The organism is Bacteroidota bacterium (genome assembly GCA_019637975.1).
Classification (GTDB): domain Bacteria; phylum Bacteroidota; class Ignavibacteria; order UBA10030; family UBA6906; genus CAADGV01.
This window is the reverse complement of record JAHBUR010000020.1, coordinates 1-22,042: the sequence shown is the minus strand read 5'-3', so window position 1 is coordinate 22,042 and position 22,042 is coordinate 1. Positions and strand designations below refer to the sequence as shown.

Genomic DNA, 22,042 nt, shown 5'->3' with positions numbered 1-22,042 from the left:
GGCGCATTTCTGCGCCTTGTTGTCCTTTCCTGCAGGTAGCCTCAGAAGGAATACTCAACCCGCGCAACAGGTATCAACGCGTACCCCCGGTATGTCGGAACATGTTGCATGCGAACAGATGCATGAAGGTTACGGTTGTAGCTGGCGGCTGTCCAGGCTGCGTCAACGGCACTGAGCACATGATTGACAATCGCAATGGTCACGTACGTTGTTGCTGTCGTGTAGAAATCGTTCGCCTTGCCGCGTTCAAGAGAATAGTACTTGAAGTTCGTGTGGTCGGTCTTGATTTTTGCTTCGATAAGTGCGTAGGTTGTGAGCGAAGGATCGGCGTCGTTCCAACCTTGATAAAACTGCTGGTACTTTCCAATCAGTTCGTAGTACTGCTGATCGCCGAAGGGAGGCAGCGTGTGAGAATAGAAGCGGCCTTCTGCTGTAGCCGCAATAACGCGTTCCATTTCGTTCAGCACATTCCAATTCACTCTCTCGCGAGGAGTTGCGCCCGGCTTGAACAACCGGTTCCGGAAGTCATCTTGCTGCTGCGTTGTCAGATAGTGGTCGAACGAAAACTGGGCGTACTTCTCAGGATCCCAGTTCTGATTTGCGTAATCCTGGAAAAAGTCGGTCTGCCGGTCCCCCTTCTTGTCGAAATGGTAGGCAAGCCCCCAAGCAGCAATATCAATCGCGAGAAACGCGGCAGCTTTCCAATAGCTTTCGGCATAGAACTCGCCGGCTCCCGGCAACAGCGCGGAAAGTCCGGCAGCCAGCCACGGCGATTTGCGCGACACTTCGACCGGCGGTGCATCAGATTGCATCTGCATCGCTTCAGAGAACCCTTGCGGCGGATTAAAGAAATCAATCTGAACGTTTCCGGTAAATGCTTGTTGATGCGTCGCAAGCTGAAGAACAACTGACCGTTCTCCATCTCCGCCAAACGAACTCTGCGCGAACAGAACTGAAAGAATGACAACCCTCAGAAGCCTCATCGCATATCCTTCCATAATCTCAATCGAAATCAAATCCAAACAACACGCCGAAATAGAAGCGCCACTCTTTCCCGTATCTGACGGGAGTACCGCGTACATCTTTCTCAAACTCGCTAAACCCGTACGACGCATTGAAGAAAATGCGAGTCGGGTATGCATACCACGAGAATGATTCGAGGCGCAACTCGATGCCCGCGTCACTCTTGAATTCTTTCAGTTTCGGTTTCGCGCTGCTCCACGCGTTGCCCAAATCCGCATAGAATGATAGGTAGAATTTGTCGAAGTAGAATTGCAGGAACCGTACATCAATATTTGAAACGAGAGGAAAACGATACTCAAGTCCGACAACCGTCATTTCGTTGCCGCCGATGGAGTAGAACGGGTATCCCTTCATTCCAATCAACCCACCGATGTAGAAATCGAAGAAGTCATCAACCGTATTTTCCAGAATCGTACCCCCGCGGGCTTTGACCGTGAGTGTATGATTCTTGAAGAAGAATGGAATATGTTCCCGCCAATTCAACTCAACGCGTGTGAAGTTCACTTTCTTATATTTCGGCACCAAACCCGTCGGCCCGATATCGTACTCGCCGTCGCCGTTGAATTTGTTAAGAGAACGGTTTACCGACAGTTGAATCTTCCGCCCAACCGGATTGATATCCATCGTGTTAGAGCGGGCAAGAATATTCAGATTCCACTTTAGCGTCAAGTCATTCGCAATCAAATACAAATCGCTTGAACCCGGAATGAGCAGTGTCGGACTCGTATCATCGGCACGGGTGGTGAACGTTTCGATGGTGGATGTGTAGCGGCTGTGCGCATACCGAAACTCAAACGACCCGAGATGCGACGGCTGTGTCAGCACAACATCAAACTCGGTGAGATTGTATGTCACATCAATCGGAACAGGCGGACGGTCGGGCAACGTCAAGACATTGTCCGTTTTGCGAGTCACATTATACATCTCCAGCGATGCAACGGGTTCCAATCCAAGTTGGTAGAACAGCGGCAGTCTGCCCCGGTACTCGAAGATCACAAATAAATCCCGCTCAAGCTTTGAATTGAAGGCGGCCCCTCCGAACATGCTCAGCTTATCGAGAACCTCGTTGGAGAACATATACACGCCCGCCTTGATGGATTCAATGGCTTTGTTCTTCGTGTTGTAGTTATCGAAACGCACGAACGGCACGAATGCGAGATTCGTAAACACATTCTTGTACGACCTTGCCTCGGATTCAGGAAACACTGTGTCGTCATACGAACGGAGGCCCTGCCAATCAAACGTATCCGAAGGAACGCCCGCCATGCGGGTTAACACGGGCTGCGGAAGAGCCGTGTCTTCGCTGCTCAAGCCAAGATACGATGCGTGCGCGGAAAGCGGCGCAGGATTGCTCAACGCATAGAGTTTGTATCCTTCGGCCGTGTAGTTCGAGTACACGATCAAGCCTTCGCGGTTGACTGTGGGCATGAACGCCCCGCCGAGTACATTGGTAATTTGTTGAGAGGTGCCTGACGATGGATTGTACGAGTATATGTTGAAGATTCCGGTCTCATCCGACGAATACAGAATCTCCGAACCGTCGGGCGTAAAAACTGCTCCGCGTGAATCGAAGTCGCCCGTCACCAGGAATTCTATATCGCTACCATCGGGGCGAATCCATCCAAGATCGCGTCCGTCACGAATCGAGTAGTCAAACACAATTCTATCCCCGTTCGGACTCCATTTTGGAGCGTAGACTTGCTCGCCCTGTTTGAATGAGGTAAGTAATTTGAAGCCCGATGTGTCAACGTTCATTGATGCAAGATTCGAAGTCCCGTCGGCGCCAACCACGAACACCAGCGACCGGCCATCCGGCGACACGTTCGGGCTCATCGCACGTCTGCCGTACGTTAGTCTCTTCTCATCCTCTTTCGTCAAATCGTACTCATACAAGTCCGATTGCATGGAGAAATTCGGATTGCGGTTGGTGATGCGTGAATAGTACAGCTTGGTGCCGTCGGGCGACCAACTGACTTCCGACCCGACGCCCTGCACAACGGCTTTGTACTTCCCCCCGATTTCCGCGATAATCAACTGCGACTGTCCGAGGTACGGCGCGCCCATTGTGCTGACAAACGCAATCCTCTTTCCATCGGGAGAAAACGAGGGATAGCGGTTGGCAAATCCCATATCAACAAACAATCCGCATTTGTCACGATGAGCTTCTCTGACTCCTTGCGTCAATGCAAACACAGGCTTGCCGTCAATCGGTTCAGGCAGTTGTTTGAATTTCTTCTCATCGTCAACAAAAAGAAACGGCACCCCCTCCTGCACATTATCTTTGATTGCAGCGACGCGACGGGCATAGTCACGCTTGAGTTCGTCACGCCATTCGTTGTACACGGTCTCACCGTTCTTGCCCAACGCTTTCTCGATGGCGCCATCGATTGTCGTGGCAGAGAACGATGCGAGATTGCGCGAGATTTCGTTCAGTTTGTCAATGCCGTACCGCTGGGCAATGTAGTGTACGAAGGCAAATCCGGAGTTGTAGGACGATTCGTTGCCGAGGCTCGTTTTTCCGAACACGCCCATTTGCGCCCACGTGAGAATGCTATCCCGCAGAACATACGAGCGCAGAATCATGTCACGATGCGTGTCCCAGAAATCATAGCGGAGTTGCGGGCGGTTGTACTGCGCAACGCCCTCGGCAAACCATGCGGGCACAAGAAATCCGGAAATCGGGTACGAGGCAATCACATTCGGGAAACCGTACAACACATCGGGGCGGCGTTCTGATTCGTAGCCGAGCCATTGCAGATAGAATCCCGGCATACGTCTGCCGAACTTCATTGTTGTTTGAATCTGGACGATGTGCGTGAACTCATGCGTGATGACATTACGCAGCCAGTTGTGCGTGCCGCGGAAATCGAAGTCCATGCTCGGCGCCCAGATTTCGATCTTATTGTCGTAGAAATACGCCGCTCCGTTGGAGTAATCGTCATAGTCCTTGATGATGAAGCTGACTTTCTGGTCGGGTTTGTGATTGTAAAGGGAGGTTACCGGGCCGTAAATATCCTCGGCGATCTTGGCAACGACCTGTCCCGTCCGTTCAGCCCCTTCATGAAAGTGAACCAGGAAATGCTCGGTTTCGATGGTCTTCCACTCAAGTTCGGGATGGTAGACGTCTTGGGCAGCGCCTTGAAGACAAGGCAGAAAAAGCATCAGAATGTACAGATTACGAATGTTCATTCGGTATTGTTTACAGTTTCATTAGTATTGCAAACAAGAAAAACCTGCTTCACGGAAGTTCCTTTTCTCCATTGAGATATGCGTCAAGGTTGGTTGAAAAATCCTTTGGACCTTCTATCTCAATCTGTTGAAGACTTAGGAGAAGACTATCCGCTTGCCGTCCTCTTTCCTGTGCAGCCATCCGCTTGATAAGGTCGAGGAGTTCAGGCAAACCCTCATCAGGGATCATATCTATTTCCGCCTTGATGATCTCTTTCGTTACTGGGGGTGAACTCTTGGCGGAGTCGTACGCGGGGTTTGTTTCCTTGACCGAGTACGTGTTTCCCGATTCTGCCGAGATTCGTCTAACAATGACTTTTTCACCGGGCTCCAAGTGAGCGGCCTCATCCAACACAATCTGCTTGCCGTCAAAATGGGCTTTTATCGATGTCTTAGCCATAACACCTCCATGATCTCTATTTCACAACGGCAACCTTCACGATAGCGGTTTCGCTTTTTCCCGAACCGCTTGCTTCGATGCGTGCAAGATACACGCCGCTTTGTACATCTCGCACATTCCATTCCACTTCATTATCAACTCCGGCAATGCCCGGTCCGTTGAACTCCGTCACCAAATCTCCCGCCAGATCAAAAATCCTGATCTTCACGGTGGCATTCTCGCTCACGAAATAGCGGATGAATGTTCTGCCATCGTAAACAGGATTCGGCCAGTTGTACGCACGTTCTTTAGGGAAGAAAGAAGAACTGAGCGGCGTCCCCGTCAGCGGCTCGATGGCGAGACCGCTGTGTTGGGCATCGCGTTGAAACTGACCCCACGGAATAATCGGCGCACCCCGAGCAAACCCCGTTCGCCATGCCGACACCGTACCATCTTCAGATGAAGCGACCGCAAGCATCATAGTATCACCTGAAGCAAACGCAGCAACGGACTGTTGTCCGAAATCCGGGTATTGAGCATTCCCGGCGAGAAGGGGAAATCCCCTGGCCATGTCGCCATTCTTGTTGTATGCAACAACAAGCCCGTCGCCCGTTACGGCAACAACATCAACAAGCCCGTCGCCATCCACATCAGCCACTACCGGCACCGACCGAATATGAGCAGACGAGGGAATGAGCTTCGGGAAGTTGTCGAGAGAAGCCCCTGCGTAGTTGATCGCATGTATTCTATTGAATGAGAAGGCAACTATATCACGAATACCGTCCCCATCAATATCTGCAACAACTGGGGACTGAATCACGGCCGTGCCTGCAACACCTATGTTCACTGGAAATCCAGGAGCTACGTTCAGATTCTCATCAAGAAGGTAGAGACCATCTGTCGTAGTAAAGGCGATCTTCTTTTTCTGATCCCTCCCCACAATTCCCACAACAGCTCGGTCGACAATAATCTTATCATAGAAACTCGCAGAGAGAGTCTCAGCAATCGCTGCGTTTGCCCCCAGACGTAGCGTTACTTTGCGAATAGTCTGATGGATCGAAGTGACAATAAAAGCATCCGGATTAGTAAATACTGCCACCCCAGTTGCTCCTGCTGTAGGCAGGCTATCAATCAGGCTGCCATCATGACGAAAGAAATAGGTGACTTCTCCGGCCGAAACAATTACAGAGTCGGAGATTGCTAACGCCCGAGTGAAGTGGAAAAACGGATTGCTCAGAACTGATTTCGTCGCCAAGCTGTCGCCAGCAAGTGTTGGTGCTGAGTATACTGAAATCTCCGAACGAGTTCGAGTTCGATTTCCGGTTCTCAATACAATGTCAGCATAGCCATCTCCATTCATGTCTCTTAGTGACGCCGGGGCTAACAAGCCCGAGTCGGATACCAACAGGCCGGAGTGCGAGGTTGGAACGACACCTTTGCCGTTCGTTTGCCAAGCATATATCTTCTGTGGAACAAGGAAGTAGCTCCCGCCACCAAGCGGCGGAATTTCAACGCCGTCAGTACTCACGACGAGCTGAGGTGAGTTTCCGCCAACTATGTTGCCAATGGTCAGCGAATTCAGCGACAATCGTTCACCTGTTGCTTTCGGAAATCCCGGTAACGGCATGATCTGATCACCCCCCACAATCACCCGCGCCGTCATCTGCGGACCGCGGGCGCTGAAGTCTTTAATCGTGATGTGACTATTGGCTCCGCTGTTGCTGTTGGAGTTAGGATAGGTTTTGGCGGAGAATTCGTTCTTGTTCACCGGCGATTCGTTGCCGAGGTACCAGAAGTCGAGTGCTGTGCCTTCTTCACTTCCGCTTCCGGGTTCAAGCTGCCCGTACTGCTGCCCTATATCTTGCGAGCCGTCGGCCTCCATAAGATTCACGCCGCGGCGTCTCGGATTTGCGTTGACGCCGTTTGTTGCAAGTCCCTGCGCAATCACGGTCTCGTCAATATGCCAGATCAGAACGCCGCCGTCATAGAATGTGCCGGCACGGTTCACGCCACCGGGCAGGCTCCAATCCAAATCCTCAACATCAATAATGTTGCCGCTGATACCCGAAATGTCGAACGCTTCGAACCCAGCCGTATCGCGGGCAAAACTCAACTGGCGGATTGTTCCGCCGTACCGTGTTGTGATACGCTGGCCGTTACGGCCGGCGTCGCGGTTTCTATTCTCCACCAGAAAATATTCTGAAGCGCTGATAGGAATACGGTATACCGTATCGGCAGTCGAGACGGCCGGCAGACTCACTGCATGCTCGCCCGCGCCGAGTGTGACGGGTTGAATCCAGCCGAGCCAATATTTCTCCCACGCGGAAGGTTCGGGCGGGAAGGCGCCACGAAAACTGAAAATCGCCTGCCCGTCCATCAAACCGAATCTCCCGATGCCCGAACGTCCTGTGTTCGTATCGAACAAATCCGGCAGGCCGAGAAAATTGCCCACCGATGCACACAGCAAGCCGTTGATTCCGAGAGTCAGAGTGAAGTTGGTCGGCGTTGCCGGAAGTTCACGCGTTTCCGTTTCGGGCATGATGATGGAGTTCGTAATTCGGAATCCGTTGCGAACCGGAATGCCCTCGTACGTTCCGCCATAAAATTCCTTGAATGCATTCAACCCAAGATAGAGAGACGGAATATCGCGCGGCGTCGGGTCGTAGCCGATCGTTCCGGCAACATCAACATCCCTCCCCACTCCCGCATGAAACACCACAAAGCAATCGTACACAGAGAAATCCGGAACCAAGCCGGATGAGTCAACTTTCTGCCATGAATCGCGGGCAAGGTCGCCGACCGCCGTGTTGGGTCCGCTTTTGGGCGGACTGTATCGCGCCATCTGGCTGCCGAGGGTGAACACGGAATCGACAAGTGTTGCCTGTATAATCACTTTGCCTTTTGACGCCTTGCGATAGTAGTTGGTAAGAAATGTAAGATGGTCAAGAAAATACTGATGATTGCGCGGCGGAGCATCCAATCCCGGGTTTGCGGGAGTGGAAAGATCGAACTGCCCGTTGCCGCTGGTGCCGGCGTCGTTATCGATCTGGAATTGAACCATTACGGCCAGTACATTCACTGTTTCGGGTTGCACGATATACGGACGAGGTGATGAAAACGCATCATCCCGCGAAACCATCACGGGATGACTCAGTTGTTGTGCAAACAGGGAACCCGAAACAAGCAGAAGCGGGAGAAGATATTTCGTCAACGTCATTGCGATTTAAATTCTACATAAGGAGGAGGCTGCATCAAGCATGCCGCAGACTTGCAGTCTGCGACATGCAGAATATGAACTCATTGTGGAACGTTCACTGCCGTTGAAGCGCCCCAGCCAATCAGCAGTGAAAAACGGATGGTGTCCGAAAGCGGATGCCCTTCTGCGGCGGAAATGTAGCTGAAGTCGAAACCGAAAATATCGTAGCGCAAGCCCGCGCCGAACGTCCAGAAGTTCCTGTTCCCGAAACTCGGATCCTCAAAAAAGTGGCCGACACGAATTGCAATCAGTCGCGGAGAACCGTACCAGTACTCGGCTCCCATGCTGAGATTGATCTTCTTCAACCCGCTGCCGTCACCCCACGCCGTGAAGAGTGACTTCGGGAGCGGATCGACGGAGGCGGCCTGGATGATATTTCCCAGACTGTCTTTGATTTCCGGCCTGCGACGTACGAGCAACCGGCTTGCATCCACCGAGTAGGTCAGGCTGTTGTATTCATCTTCAAACACCTTGTAGCCCAACCCGACACGGAGATTCGTCGGAAGCGGATCGGCCTGGGCAGCATCGACATATGTCACTTTGGGTCCGAGATTGGAGAGATTGAAGCCCATGCTGAGCATGTTATCGAGCCAATCCACACCCAAATCAAACGGCCGCCACATCATGGCTATGTCGAAGCTGACGGTGTTGGCAATTCCTGACCCTTGCTCTTCCGCTGTTCCGAGCGGAGAGAGAGAACTTCGGATAAACCGCGCGTTGAAACCGAGTCCGAGATCGTCGAAGATCTTTGTTGAATAACCGGCGGTTACTGCAAATTCGTATGCTTTGAATTTTCCCTCCTCAAGTCCGGCGGAATTCGTGCGGATGAATTCGCCGAGATTCAGATACGTAATGCTGACACCGATGGTGCCGCCGATGTCATCAATGCGATTGCGGTAGTTCAGATATTCATAAAAGAGATCGGAAAGTCCGAACTGCGGCAGCCAGTTTGCATGCGTGAGCGTTACTTCCTGCCCGTCCATGAATGCCAACGCCCCGGGATTCCAGAACACCGCCGAGGCATCGTCAACCGAGCCTGTACCTGTTTCACCGATTCCGGCGGCTCGTGAGTTTGGCGCAATCAGCAAAAAGGGCACCGCCGATTCTCCCTGTGCTTGTGCCGCTTGCGGCACAGGCATGCCAAGCACAAATGTCAACGCGCACACAAACGATGCTTTGAATATTGCCTTCATGAGTTATCTCTCCTCCTGATAAATAGTTCTTTCGTCGTTTCAATTCCTATTTTGCGATTGCGAGCTTGCCCAATGTTTCGCTGCTGTACCTGCCGTCGATTGTACGGACAAGGACTTTGTACAAATATACACCATTTGCCAGAACATCACCATCACGATCCCGCCCGTCCCATGGAATTGCCACGTAGGAGTCGGCTGCACCGAATCTCTCCAGCGTTTGAATGAGCCGTCCTGCAATAGTGTAGATCTTGATTGTCGCATTGACGGGCGTCTGTTGGTTGTGGCGGAATGTGAATGCTGTCCCGGTTGTTAAAGGATTGGGATAGTTGAATACATCGACAACCTGTAATTGCTCGTTCGAGAGAACCTGGAAATACGCCTCGCCCGTCCGGGCATTATTGTACGTATCCCATGCGCGTACCCTGACAGAATTCTGTCCCCGCTGCAAATCACGTACGGGGTAGCGCACGGTTCCGGCCTGGAAATTGTCGAGCTTGCTCGTGTAGAACTCCGTCATATCCCTGCTTTGTGCGCTTCCGTTGAACCACGCCTCGATTCTATGCCCCAGCCCCGATGTTGATGTGTTGACACCGCTTGAGTCCTCCAAATCAACAAAGAGAATCGGATTCTCATTCACCACATCGCCATCGCGGAATGAAAGGCTGCTCTCATAGGAGTGGCCGAGCATGATCCGCATCGTCGGTCCGATGGTATCGCGTTGAGCAGTTGTGTCGGTTCCGCTGATCGCAACGTTGGAGGTATATCCGACTCCATCGGAACTCGCGTCAGAGCCCAGGAAATACCCGACAAGCCTCCCTCGTGTCGTGGAATCGGCGTATGCAATGTCTTTTGGAACAATGAATGTGGCTGAGAACCTTCCGTTTGAAACGGAATTCTGGCCCCGATAGATCAAGCTTCCTACAGTCGAGTATCCCCACCCGTATGCAGGAATGAGAATCGAGCGCATAGCATCGTTCACAATCAAAGTAAGCTGGCCTTGCCGCAGTGAATCGAGAATGTTCGCTTCGTTCCGAATCGACCCTTTGACATTGATGCGGGCAAGCGACTTCAATTGAATAGGCGAGGTACGCGGCATGCCGTTGACGAAATCAACAGGTTCGGAATTAATCGTATCAATGGCGACATATCCGCGGGGAAATTGCAGGTGTTGTGTCGGATCTCCCAACACGAGATATTTTTCATCATTAAGAAGGTCAAAGCTCCCGCCCGCGGCTTTGTACAAAAACAACGCAGTTGCTACACGATCGACAAGCACACGACCGTGAATGTCCTGCCGGAACATGTTGACGAAGATTCCCCGGTTCAACGCTTCGTTCGAGCTTGAGAAAACTTTACGGGATGCCGACACAACTCCAATTGCGCCTCCCTCCAGCCTGTTCATGAGAAGTTCGCTGCCGGTTTCCCGGCTTGGATCGTCGAATTGTGAGAAGTTGCAGGTTGCCCCGAAGAAGTACGAGAGCTTGTTCGCATTAAATAGTTGCGGAATCGACGTTTGTGTGCTGAAGACAGACTCGTGCGTCCAGACCGTCGGGTTGCCGTGACCGACAAAATTCACAATCAGAACGCCGCGGTTGATTTCATCGAGGATATCCTGGTACGCACCCGGCTTGCGACGGCTCAACGCCGAAACGACGGTGGGATATTCTTCAAGATAGACTTTCTTCTTTTCGAAAATCAACGGCGTAAGGTTGGCAATGCTTTCGGCCCCTCGCGTATGAATATCGCCCTCTGAGTTTGCCCCTCCGACCCATCCATCATCTCCCACAAACAAGGCGCGGAACTTCCAACTGTCCCTCGCCGATTGTGTATCGTACGCAATCACCCGGTTCACCAACTGATCCGCCTGCTGTACGTTGCGGGCGTTCAGTCTTCCGGTAACCATGAAAGGCCTGCTGTTCAGATTCCGGACAAAGAAGTCGTCGGACGAAGAACTATACACATCGTCATATGGATTCTCCGTCCGTTGCCAGGTCGGAACGTAGTTTGTTCTTGTGCCAAGAACGCTCTTGTAATCGTATGAACCCTGGCCTAAGAAGCACACAAATTTCGGAGCATTCGCCGGCCACTCTTCATACGCGTACTTGAGAAAGTCGCGGATCGCCGTCACGTCGGGAACGCCTGCATTGAATTCGTTGTAGATCTGATTCACATCCACGACAATAGTGGATAATCCACCGTACGCCGGATTCTCACGATGCGCCTTCAGCCTGTTGGCAGCGGAGGCAAACTCCTGTGATGTGATAATGATGAAATCATACTGTTGCGCATTGCCGCGGAGATTCTGGTTCGGAATGGAAACAACCGCAGAGGGAACTTTGTACGCGTTGGTTCCCAGCGCAATGTATTCCGAAACACCTCCTGCTGATTGTTGGGCACGAAACACTCCGGCACTCGCCCCGATTCGTTTCACATTTGCGTAGTCGGTGACATCAAATACAGACGTCGTGCCTGTGAACTGACCAAGCTGGTATTCTACAATCCCGGTTGTATCGGGGGAACGGAAGCGCAAGTAGTTGTTCACCGGCTCAAACAGTCGCCGGTACACGATCTCGACCCAATCCAACCATCCGCTTGCGCCGGGATCGTTGGATCTGAATTCGAAGCCGAGCTGGCTGGTATTATTCTGAATCGGAAAATCGCCTGCGAGTTCAAACGACGCATCGCGTGCAATCGTCTCTCCGCCAACACCGAAAATGTTGTAGGCGCCTATCAGGTTTCCGCTTTCCCTCACATTGAACGTTGAACCCGTGCTTGATCCTGCAACGAGCGTGAAGCGGTATGTTCTCGGCTCGCTGATGACGAGACCGGCGAGAGGAAACATGCGCAACTGCGTTCCGCCGGGATTGATGGGAAAGCTGAGCCAACTCTTCCCGGACTTGAGCAGGTTCACGGTGTCGGGTTCCACCCATACGGCATCCATGAACATGTTGGGCATGACGGTTGCCGGATCCGTAACGGAAGCCTGAAGTTGCATCCTTTTTCCGGGCTGCCCGCCGAATGTCAGCCAGTAGTAATTGACTCTGCTGTAATTGTGGATGTAGTGCCGGAGGGTTTTCCGGGTTGCATCATACTTGATCCCCTGCACACCCCTGCCGTAGAAAACCAGATGATCGCCCTGATTGAATTGGCCGTCATCCTCACCCTGCACGAAGATGGCGTTCTCGACCAAATCAACAGGCCGGGGAACCACAAGACCCTCGGGAAGCTGTTCGCCGCCGTTGCCGTAAATCTTCATTGTGCGCGGGTCGACTCCTGAGAGGTTGATGCCGCTGGCCGTAAACCAGTTCGCATCGAGAATGTACATCCCTTCGTCTGCAACCGTGAGACGATACCACGTTCCGCTTGCAAGCACACTCGGCGCGCCCGTTGTGCGGTTCAGTGCCCGCTGCTCGCCGAATTTCCAGGCCCGTGCTGTTTCTCTATTAATGAGAAGTCCGTTAAACAGCATGTCATCATCATTCCGGATCCGTTGCCCTGATGCCGTGCCGTAGACAACCTCCACAACAATACGACTGTAACGCCTGAGGGTTCTTGTCACCGGATTATATTGAAGGGGAAATAGCTTTACTCCTCCAATGTACATACTGCGGGTCTGCTCAACCGGCGAGAGTTCCGCAACGGCGGCGGGAAGAAATTCGTTGCTACCGTATCGTACAGCGTCGATTGGATATTCCTTGACGGTCAGCATGTCATCCACCACATGGAGCGCCGGAACGGGCTTCAGCAGCACGTTGGAAATATCCTCATACTCGACCGCAACGACCTGAACGAAGTTGTTTCCGGTCGATTGAAAACCGAGCGGCAACAACCGGAACTTCAAATCCGGCACACCCGCTTCCCTGATACCTGCAAGGGGGATGGCGTTTTCGAAGGAGTAGTCAACAAATTCGCGCGCATTCTCCCTAACGATGTTTGGCGCAAAATGTTTTGGGGTATACTCCAGTTGAATGGATTGTTCTGACGAAAACACAATACGCACGTCGTTCGATTCATTCGTTCCCGCTCCGCCCCCGGACACGAAGAAAACCGCTGCCGCCAGAAAAACTCCGAGTCGTAGTATCATACTGTCCTCTTCCGAAATCTGACAAAAACAAAAAGCCGAACGTTACACGGAATCTGCAACACCCGGCGGCAAACAAAAAATGGAGCTACCGCCATGGTTCTTGTGTTCATTAAAGGTTCCCCCCGTCAATCTCCAACCTCTTGCAAGAGTAACGCCCTAACTGCATCTCTTGCCGAAACCTTTACCGAACAACTCTATAGGCTGCACTCCAGTCGAACATGCGTCAATTATTTGAAAAAATATAGACAGAGTGGACTTGAATGTCAAGAGAATTTTCGGTTTCGAGCCCGGGAGCGAGTAATCGGGTCTGGTTCATGCTGTTCGTGCGTTCATTGATTCTCAGCCGCCGTTTGATTAGATTTGTGTTGTTTTCATCACACAATCAATTACGTTCCACAACCCGGGCCCGCATGGCGAAACCAATTCAGGTGTTGTTCATTTCCAGCGAAGTTGAGCCATTTGCAAAAACCGGAGGTCTCGCCGACGTTTCAGGCGCCTTACCTCACACCATCTACAATCTTGGCCTCGAAGTTCGGATCATGCTTCCCCGATATGGAAGCATCAAGAACTCTCCGTCCAAATTGCACGACATGATCCGGTTACAAGGAATAGATATTCCCGTTGGCGACAAGGTTCTCCAGGCAAATGTGAAATCATCCTTCATTCTGGGAACGTTCACCAAAGTACAGGTTTATCTGCTCGACAATCCCGACCTGTTCGGGCGGCCGGGGTTGTACGTTCATCCCGATTCCAAGAAAGCGTTTCCTGACAACGACATTCGCTTCATTTTCTTCTGCCGCGGCGTTCTGGAAATGCTGAAGAAGATGGGATGGCAGCCGGATATTATTCACTGCAACGACTGGCACACGGCTCTCATCCCCGCATATCTGAAAACGCTTTATAAAGACGATAAGTTCTATAAAAACACCAAGAGCGTTCTCACCATTCATAATCTCGCGTACCAGGGCGACTTCCCGAAAACCTCATTCGCAAAGACACTTCTTCCGCCGGAACTCGAAGAAGACGTTCTCCACAACGGGAGAACTAATTTTCTCAAGGCAGGATTGTTGCACGCCGACGTTATTACCGCCGTCAGCACAAAGTATGCTGAAGAAATCCGCACGACAGAGGAATACGGCTGCGGACTTCAATCTGTCCTCCAGAAGCGAAAGCGCCATCTCGTCGGCATAACGAACGGAATGGATGTCGAGAAATGGAACCCCGAGACGGATGAACTGATTCCCCAGCAATACAGCATCAAGAAGATCGAGCTGAAGGTGGAAAACAAGAAGGCCCTCCTTGCCCGGATGAAGATGCCGTTCAAAGAATCAACGCCGGTCATCGGCATTATTTCACGGCTCGCCGACCAGAAGGGTTTTGATTTGATCGGCGAGATCATCGACAAGCTGGCAAAGCTCAACGCGCAGGTCGTATTGTTGGGAGTAGGCGAAAAAAAATATCACACCCTCTTCGAAAGAGCAGCGAAGAAGTATCCGGAGAAATTCGGCATTTGCCTCCGCTTCGATCAGGAGTTGGCGCATTGGATCGAGGCGGGAAGCGATATGTTTCTGATGCCCTCACGCTATGAACCGTGCGGGCTGAACCAACTCTACAGCATGAAGTACGGCACAATCCCGATTGTACGCGCCACCGGCGGCCTTGATGAAACGGTTGAACAGGTTGATCCGGCGAAAGGAACCGGAACGGGATTCAAGTTCACAGAGTACGATAGCAAGGCATTGCTGTCCGTTATTCAGCTTGCTGTTCAACAGTTCGCCAATCAGACGCTGTGGAGGAAGATTCAGAAGAACGCGATGACCAAGGATTTTTCGTGGGAGGCGTCGGCAAAGAAGTACATTAACCTGTACAAGAAACTGCTGCACTAGCATGGCGGCAGGCGTCTTTCTCGACCGCGATGGAACACTCAACATCGAGGTCGACTATCTTCGCACACCGGACGAGTTGCGGCTGATCGAGGGTGCAGCGGCTTCGGTGCGGCGGCTGAACAATGCGGGGCTCGTAACATGCGTTATCTCGAATCAATCCGGAGTTGCGCGGGGATTTCTGACTGAGGCGGACATTGTGCCGATTCATGCAAAGCTAAGAGCCGAGTTGGCACACGAGGGAGCAACGCTCGACGGCATTTACTACTGCCCTCACCATCCGACCGCAGGTATTGCTCCCTACAATGTGGATTGCGATTGCCGGAAGCCGAAGCCCGGCATGTTAATCAGAGCATCAAAGGAATTCAATCTCGATTTGAAGCGTTCTTTCGTAGTGGGGGACAGTGTTGTGGATATACAAGCCGGCATTGCCGTGGGAGCGACAACGATTCTCGTGCAAACAGGATACGGAAAGCAATCGTTGCTCACCTGCCGTGAGCAGAACATCCCGATAGAGCACGTAGCAGAGTCGATTGTTGAAGCAACAGAATTTATACTGGACAAACGTAAAGGAGTGAGAGATCATAATGAGTGATGGGTTGAAACAGCGGGGCCGGTTGATGGTATGCTGCCTGTTGACAGCACTCGCGCTCACATCGTGCAGCGAGTCAATAACAAATCCCGACACACCCGGGTCGGGGCTTCTGACACGGGATGTCATCATCCGCGACACGGTGTTGTATGCGACAAGTGATACATCGTTTTTGCAGCGCATTCCGCCCGATGGTCTGTTCACCGTGCTCCGTCAGAATCTTGTCGGCAAGAGCGGGAACTACAAGGCGTATGCCGCTATGCGATTCACGCTCGGTTCGCCGATCGACACGCTCGATATTCTCTCCGCAAAAATAACATTACGGCTCGTCAGTTGGCGCGGAGACTCTGCGGGATTGCTCGCCTTCAATGTTCACAGGGTGAACACGTCGTGGTCAGAGGCCACACTTACGTGGCCAACAGCAGACTCCACAAACTTCTACGATGCAGCGATCAAGGGGTCGTACTCAGGAACGGTTGGCCCGGACACGCAGTACATTGCGGTTGATATTGATACTGCAATGGTCGCAAGTTGGTTCCGGTCGAACACAACAACCAACAACGGCATCATCCTCGTTCCGACATCCAACACATCGCTTATCAGAGGATTTCACGCATTCGGATTTGACTCTTCCGATTTTCAGCCGAAGCTGGAAGTGGTTGCCCGCGGGGCAAATGTTCCCGTATCGGACACAACCCGGTTGCGATTTGAAAGCCAGATCGGTCAGGATACGTATGTGGCGGATATCGATCCCTTCCCTCTCGATCCGCAACATCTGGTTACGCAGGCGGGGATTGCCTATCGAAGCAGGTTGCGGTTCGACGTGTCGGAAATTCCGAGGGGCGCAATTATCAACTCGGCGGAGTTGCAGTTGCAGCGGAATCCTTTGATAACAAATGTCAGCAAGTTCACTTCCGATCCGGCGCCGGTTGTTCATGCCCTCCTCACCGATGATTCCACCAATTTCGAAGCCTTCTCCTCACCCGGCGCGCTCAAATCGGGAACGGCCAACACGTTCACATTCGACGTGCGGCGTCAGGTACAGATTTGGGAAGGGGGAACCAACTACGGGTTGCTCCTTCGACAACCTTCAGTGAATGAATTCGGTACGCTCGATCTGTTCGGATTCTACAGCAGCAATGTGACCGATCAGGCATTGCGCCCGCGTATCCTGATCAAGTATTCAGTGTTTCAGAATTAGGAGGAAATGTGAGAAAGGTATTTGCGGGTGTTTGTGCAGCGCTGTTTTGCGCGACAAGCGTGTTCGCGGGAAACGGCGGTTCGGCATACACGATGTTCGGCATCGGCGATGTCCGGTATAATCCGGGAGTTCGCAGTACAGGCATGGGCTATACTTCCTTCGGATTGCCTTCAGGGAATACCATCAACACACTATCGCCGGCGTCGTGGGCCCGCATCAGCAGGGTTCGTATCGAAGCGGGCGGCGTCTATGAAGGGATTAACACAGCAGAGTCTAACAAGTCCTTGTATCAGGCAAAAGGATTATTCAGCGGAGCGATGCTGGCGTTTCCGATTTCTCCTGCAAACGGAATTGTTCTGGTCGGCGGCTTTTCTCCATTCAGCTACGTCGGGTATAACACATCGTTCCGGAATTCGCAGGCGAATATTGACTACCGGATTAACGAAATCGGCAGCGGCAGCCTGACGAAAGCGATTGTCGGGTTATCGTACGCGCCGCATCAGGATATTTCTCTGGGACTCGGAGTGAATTACTTTTTCGGGCAAACCGCTGTGGAGCGGACATTCATCCCCCTTACCTCGGGAACGTCCGGTGGTACGCTCAACTCCGACGAGGAGAAACGCGGATTGAGTTTCACGATTGGCGGCATGTACAACGGCTTGGGCGTACTTGGCGAAGCCCTGCGACCCCTTTCGCTCGGATTTGCCGTGACAACAGAATCGAACTTGAAGCTGGACATCAGCAACAGAATTATCTTCACCAGCGAATCGGATACGTTTGCCACCGCCGAGAAACGGTTGAGCATCCCCGTGGCAATCGGAGTCGGCATTGCGTACCAGTTCTCCGACCGGTGGATCGTCGCCGCCGACTATTTCACGCAGGCTTGGAAGAATGCCCGTTATGACGGACAGCCGCTTCTCAACATCCGCAACAACAACCGCTTCGGTATTGGCGCAGAGAAACTGCCGATAAAAGATGCAAGCGGATGGTTCGACAAACTCACGTATCGCCTCGGGTTTTCCTACAATCAAACATATTTTCAAATCTACGGCGAGCCGATCAATGAGTGGGCTTTCACGGGCGGATTTACAATGCCTGTCGCCGGCGAAACGCGTATGAATGTTGGAATCGAGTATGCCCAACGCGGGTCGAAGTCGACGGTTGTGCAACCGAATCTCATTTCGACAAATCTCGTAAAGGACAACATCATTCGCGTATCGTTCTCTCTGACGATCGTCGAACCGTGGTTTGTCCGCTACGAAGAAGAGTAGCTTTGCCGGCTGCGATTTCTCCCTGAGATCGCAGCCTTTCTATTTCAATCGCTGAGGACACCATGAACAACCTACAGAAGTACGACCCCGAAGTTTTTTCCGCAGTCAGTAACGAAATCCACCGCCAAAACACCAAACTCGAACTTATCGCCTCCGAAAATTTCGTCAGCCGTGCCGTGCTGGAGGCGGTAGGAACCCCGCTCACCAACAAGTACGCCGAAGGCTATCCCGGAAAGCGCTACTACGGCGGATGCGAGTTTGTTGATGTCGTGGAAGATTTGGCACGCAACCGTGTAAAGCAACTGTTCGGCGCCGAGTATGCAAACGTTCAGCCGCATTCAGGCTCGCAGGCAAACATGGCGGTGTATTTCACATTCGTCAAGCCGGGCGACAAGCTAATGGGAATGAATCTCTCCCACGGCGGACATTTGACACACGGCTCACCGGTGAATTTCTCCGGGCAGATGTACAACTTCGTTGCATATGGCGTCAACAAAGATACAGGCTACATCGACTACAACGAAGTGGAAGATGTTGCAAAGCGCGAGAAGCCGAAGATGATTACCGTCGGTGCGAGCGCCTATTCACGCAACATCGATTATAAGATTTTCAGAGAGATTGCGGATAAGGTCGGCGCATTTCTGTTTGCAGATATCGCACACCCGGCAGGTTTGATTGCCGCCGATTTGTTGAACGATCCGGTTCCCCATTGCCACGTCGTCACATCTACCACACACAAAACACTCCGTGGCCCACGCGGCGGTTTGATTTTGTTGGGGAAGGATTTCGATAATCCGTTCGGACTTGTGGCGCCAAAATCAGGACGCACGAAGAAGATGAGTGAGTTGCTCGATTCCATGGTTATCCCCGGCATTCAAGGCGGGCCGCTGATGCATGTGATTGCCGGAAAGGCGGTTACTTTCAAGGAAGCGCTGCAGCCTGAATTCAAGGTCTATGCACAGCAAATCATCAAGAATGCCCAGACTCTTGCAGCAAAGCTCGTGAAGTTAGGCTTCTACATCATCTCTGCCGGAACGGACAATCATTTGATGTTGGTTGATTTGCGGAGCAAGGGCGTGACGGGCAAAGATGCGCAGGAGGCACTCGACGAGGCGGGCATTACCGTCAACAAAAACGCCGTCCCCTTCGACGACAAGAGTCCGCTCATTACCAGCGGCATCCGCATCGGCACGCCGGCATTGACGACACGCGGCATGAAAGAGGCCGAAATGGAATACATCGGCGATCTCATTAACGAAGTCATCATCAACATCGGCAAGCCGGATGTGTACAAATCCGTTGCGAAGAAGGTGGAAGAATTGTGCGTGAAGTTTCCGTTGTACCCTGATCTCACAAAATGAAGAATCTGCTCTTGGAGAAATATCATGAACAGCAAATTTGTGTTTCCGCTGACGCTGCTTCTCGTTACTCTGTTCAGTCAAAGTTCCGCCCAGCAGCTTGAAAACAACATTATTCTGGAAAAAGGCCGTTCCATTGACGTCCCAACCGACCCGCACGGCATTGCCATGGGGGAATCATTTGTCTCGCTACCCAATAACAATGCTGCAATGTTTTACAATCCAGCGGGGCTTGCCGGACTGCCCCATGTGTCCTTCACATATTCCCGCAGGGCGATGGATTGGTTGAGTGGTATGGATATGAAGTACTATTCCTTTGCCGCAACAATTCCTACCAGCTTCGTGAACATCGGCTTGTTGTATAATCGATTTTCGATGGGAGAACTGATGGTCACGACAAACCAGAACCCTGAAGGTGACGGTACCACAATATCAATGTATGATCACACCATCGGCGTAGGGCTGGCAAAGCAATATGATGATCACCTGAGCTTCGGACTTTCAGTCAAAACATTCAACTCCATTGCAAAGGTTCAAGGACCAAGTGCCGGTTCCGCAAATGCTTTTGCCAAGACAACACAGTTGCCGGTTTTGTTCGACTTCGGCATTCTCTATGTCATCCCATTCAACGACGAGAACAGCAGCTTTCTCCATCAATTGAATCTGGGCTTGAGCGTTCAAAATATCGGATCGGCACTCAAACAAGAGCGGCAAACAACCATACTCGCAACGCAAGCAACATCGCGTAGCACTATAACAATGCCACATTACTTGCGCTTGGGATTCTCATATTGCTATTCGATGCACGGCGATTCGTTTGAAGCGCTTGACCCCATTAGTGTGCATGTCGCCGGGGAATACAAAAATGCCGCCAACAGCAGGTATGCCCGCAAGGACTATTGGGGCTTCGGCATCGGAGTAACGGTGTTCGAGATCGCTTCGGTTCGAATTGGTGGAACGATTAACCCATACACTTCCATTTACGGAAACGAGGGAGCAGCCGCAGCAAGGTATGGCTTCGGCCTCCATGCACCGTTGAAGAAACTTGGCGCCGGCATCCCGATCGTGATTGATGCGGATTACACATCTATTCCGGTCAACGACATTCCGTTCTTTTCACAGAAGAAGAAGTCCCTTGCAGCATTCTCCCTCGGCATTCAATACGAGTATGAACTCTTTTAAGCACGCGTGAACGAAGCGGCGTACGACAATCCTGCACAAGAAAACGAAGCAGGAGAAGAGAAAGAAATGACATTCCTCGACCACCTCGAGGAATTGCGCTGGCGTGTGATCTGGGCGTTGGCAGGAGTGGTGATTGCAACAATCGTTGTCTGGATTTTCATAGACTTCATCATGGACAAAGTCCTGTTGCAGCCGGTGAAGAACCTGAACGCCAACCTCGCCGAAGGACAGCAGCCGATACATCTTCAGAACCTGAAGCCGTTCGGACAGTTGTTCCTGTACATGCAAGTGGCAATTGCGGGCGGTGTCATTCTCAGCATTCCGAACATTTTGTATCAGATATGGGCCTTCATTGCTCCGGGACTGATGCCGAAAGAACGGCGGTACATCAAGTCCATTGTATTCTTTTCATCGTTCTGTTTTCTTGCGGGAATTGCGTTTGCCTATTTTATCATGATGCCTTCGGCGATGTCGTTCTTTGCAGGCTTCGGCTCGGCAGAGATCGAAAACAACATTGCCATCAACGAGTACATGAACTTCGTCATCAGTATTATGCTGGCGGCGGGAGTTGTGTTTGAACTGCCGATGGTGTCGTGGTTTCTTTCGCAATTGGGCATTCTCACACCGGCATTCATGCGGCACTACCGGCGACATGCGATCGTCGGAGTGTTTGTGCTTGCCGCAGTACTCACGCCGGGAACCGATCCTGTAAGTCAAATTCTACTCGCTGTTCCGCTTATTGTGTTGTACGAACTCAGCATCGGCATCTCGGCGCTTGCATGGCGCGGCAAGCGAAAACGTGCAGCAACCGGAGAGTAACGCCGGCTAATCAATCATTCACATCCCTTGAAAGTACATCTCATTCTTGGATCTTAAACAGATATCCTCTCCCATACAGCACCATCTTGATCAGTTTGAAGATGTGTTCGCCGAATCCATCAGATCCAAAATCGTGTTGATGGATTTCATCACGAAATATATCATCAAACAAAAAGGAAAGCGTGTCAGGCCCATACTTGTTCTGCTCAGTGCGGAACTGTGCGGCGGAGTCAATACCAAAACCTATCGCGGCGCGACGCTTGTCGAAATTCTTCACACGGCAACGCTCGTACACGATGATGTTGTTGATGATGCCGATACACGACGCGGCCTCGCTTCCATCAATGCGGTGTGGAAGAATAAGATTGCCGTTTTAATGGGAGATTATCTGCTCTCAAAGGGATTGCTGCTTTCGCTCGACAACGATGATGTGGAATTCCTGAAGATTACATCTACGGCAGTGAAGCGGATGAGTGAGGGGGAAATCCACCAAATCCTGAAAAGCCGCAAGCTCGACATGGATGAGTCGACGTATATGAAAATCATCGGCGATAAGACGGCCTCTCTGCTCTC

General features: G+C 51.8%; 14 protein-coding genes. 8 read left to right on the top strand and 6 right to left on the bottom strand.

What is annotated here, in order from left to right:
* Positions 1 to 41 precede the first annotated feature (41 nt).
* The 6 genes from KF749_11865 to porU form a co-directional block, all read right to left on the bottom strand.
* The gene (locus tag KF749_11865; GenBank protein ID MBX2991847.1) at positions 42 to 983 is read right to left on the bottom strand and encodes a hypothetical protein; all 942 of its coding nucleotides are present in this window, start codon (positions 981 to 983) and stop codon (positions 42 to 44) included.
* Between the two features lie 19 nt (positions 984 to 1,002).
* On the bottom strand, positions 1,003 to 4,212 hold the full coding sequence (locus KF749_11860; GenBank protein ID MBX2991846.1) for a PD40 domain-containing protein: 3,210 nt from the start codon (positions 4,210 to 4,212) through the stop codon (positions 1,003 to 1,005).
* A 49-nt stretch (positions 4,213 to 4,261) separates the two neighbouring features.
* On the bottom strand, positions 4,262 to 4,651 hold the full coding sequence (locus KF749_11855) for a hypothetical protein (protein ID MBX2991845.1): 390 nt from the start codon (positions 4,649 to 4,651) through the stop codon (positions 4,262 to 4,264).
* Positions 4,652 to 4,667: 16 nt separating this feature from the next.
* Positions 4,668 to 7,847: a T9SS type A sorting domain-containing protein gene (locus tag KF749_11850; GenBank protein ID MBX2991844.1), complete on the bottom strand. Its 3,180-nt coding sequence runs from the start codon at positions 7,845 to 7,847 to the stop codon at positions 4,668 to 4,670.
* A gap of 80 nt (positions 7,848 to 7,927) precedes the next feature.
* Positions 7,928 to 9,079: a type IX secretion system outer membrane channel protein PorV gene (gene porV / locus KF749_11845; GenBank protein ID MBX2991843.1), complete on the bottom strand. Its 1,152-nt coding sequence runs from the start codon at positions 9,077 to 9,079 to the stop codon at positions 7,928 to 7,930.
* Between the two features lie 46 nt (positions 9,080 to 9,125).
* Complete coding sequence (gene porU, locus KF749_11840) at positions 9,126 to 13,163, bottom strand: type IX secretion system sortase PorU (protein MBX2991842.1); 4,038 nt, start codon at positions 13,161 to 13,163, stop codon at positions 9,126 to 9,128.
* A gap of 410 nt (positions 13,164 to 13,573) precedes the next feature.
* Between porU and glgA the strand changes: the two genes are divergently transcribed.
* The 8 genes from glgA to KF749_11800 all read left to right on the top strand — a co-directional run.
* Positions 13,574 to 15,049 carry a glycogen synthase GlgA gene (gene glgA, locus KF749_11835; GenBank protein MBX2991841.1) on the top strand — a complete coding sequence of 492 codons (1,476 nt, stop codon included), beginning with the start codon at positions 13,574 to 13,576 and terminating at the stop codon, positions 15,047 to 15,049.
* Position 15,050: 1 nt separating this feature from the next.
* Positions 15,051 to 15,641, top strand: coding sequence for a D-glycero-beta-D-manno-heptose 1,7-bisphosphate 7-phosphatase (gene gmhB, locus KF749_11830; protein MBX2991840.1), 591 nt, complete (start codon positions 15,051 to 15,053; stop codon positions 15,639 to 15,641).
* Positions 15,634 to 16,839, top strand: a complete 1,206-nt coding sequence (locus KF749_11825) for a DNRLRE domain-containing protein (GenBank protein ID MBX2991839.1) — start codon at positions 15,634 to 15,636, stop codon at positions 16,837 to 16,839. Before gmhB ends, KF749_11825 begins: the two co-directional genes overlap by 8 nt.
* 8 nt (positions 16,840 to 16,847) lie before the next feature.
* The gene (locus KF749_11820; GenBank protein MBX2991838.1) at positions 16,848 to 18,110 is read left to right on the top strand and encodes a hypothetical protein; all 1,263 of its coding nucleotides are present in this window, start codon (positions 16,848 to 16,850) and stop codon (positions 18,108 to 18,110) included.
* A 62-nt stretch (positions 18,111 to 18,172) separates the two neighbouring features.
* Positions 18,173 to 19,471, top strand: a complete 1,299-nt coding sequence (locus tag KF749_11815) for a serine hydroxymethyltransferase (protein MBX2991837.1) — start codon at positions 18,173 to 18,175, stop codon at positions 19,469 to 19,471.
* A gap of 24 nt (positions 19,472 to 19,495) precedes the next feature.
* Complete coding sequence (locus tag KF749_11810) at positions 19,496 to 20,650, top strand: PorV/PorQ family protein (GenBank protein MBX2991836.1); 1,155 nt, start codon at positions 19,496 to 19,498, stop codon at positions 20,648 to 20,650.
* A 66-nt stretch (positions 20,651 to 20,716) separates the two neighbouring features.
* Positions 20,717 to 21,469, top strand: coding sequence for a twin-arginine translocase subunit TatC (tatC, locus tag KF749_11805; protein ID MBX2991835.1), 753 nt, complete (start codon positions 20,717 to 20,719; stop codon positions 21,467 to 21,469).
* A gap of 139 nt (positions 21,470 to 21,608) precedes the next feature.
* A partial coding sequence (locus KF749_11800) for a polyprenyl synthetase family protein (GenBank protein MBX2991834.1) occupies positions 21,609 to 22,042 on the top strand: 434 nt, incomplete at its 3' end.

Bases quoted from the DNA above. Each gene is read 5' to 3' on its own strand.
- KF749_11865 (MBX2991847.1), bottom strand. From the start codon at position 983: ATGAGGCTTCTGAGGGTTGTCATTCTTTCAGTTCTGTTCGCGCAGAGT.
- KF749_11860 (MBX2991846.1), bottom strand. From the start codon at position 4,212: ATGAACATTCGTAATCTGTACATTCTGATGCTTTTTCTGCCTTGTCTT.
- KF749_11855 (MBX2991845.1), bottom strand. From the start codon at position 4,651: ATGGCTAAGACATCGATAAAAGCCCATTTTGACGGCAAGCAGATTGTG.
- KF749_11850 (MBX2991844.1), bottom strand. From the start codon at position 7,847: ATGACGTTGACGAAATATCTTCTCCCGCTTCTGCTTGTTTCGGGTTCC.
- porV (MBX2991843.1), bottom strand. From the start codon at position 9,079: ATGAAGGCAATATTCAAAGCATCGTTTGTGTGCGCGTTGACATTTGTG.
- porU (MBX2991842.1), bottom strand. From the start codon at position 13,163: ATGATACTACGACTCGGAGTTTTTCTGGCGGCAGCGGTTTTCTTCGTG.
- glgA (MBX2991841.1), top strand. From the start codon at position 13,574: ATGGCGAAACCAATTCAGGTGTTGTTCATTTCCAGCGAAGTTGAGCCA.
- gmhB (MBX2991840.1), top strand. From the start codon at position 15,051: ATGGCGGCAGGCGTCTTTCTCGACCGCGATGGAACACTCAACATCGAG.
- KF749_11825 (MBX2991839.1), top strand. From the start codon at position 15,634: ATGAGTGATGGGTTGAAACAGCGGGGCCGGTTGATGGTATGCTGCCTG.
- KF749_11815 (MBX2991837.1), top strand. From the start codon at position 18,173: ATGAACAACCTACAGAAGTACGACCCCGAAGTTTTTTCCGCAGTCAGT.
- KF749_11810 (MBX2991836.1), top strand. From the start codon at position 19,496: ATGAACAGCAAATTTGTGTTTCCGCTGACGCTGCTTCTCGTTACTCTG.
- tatC (MBX2991835.1), top strand. From the start codon at position 20,717: ATGACATTCCTCGACCACCTCGAGGAATTGCGCTGGCGTGTGATCTGG.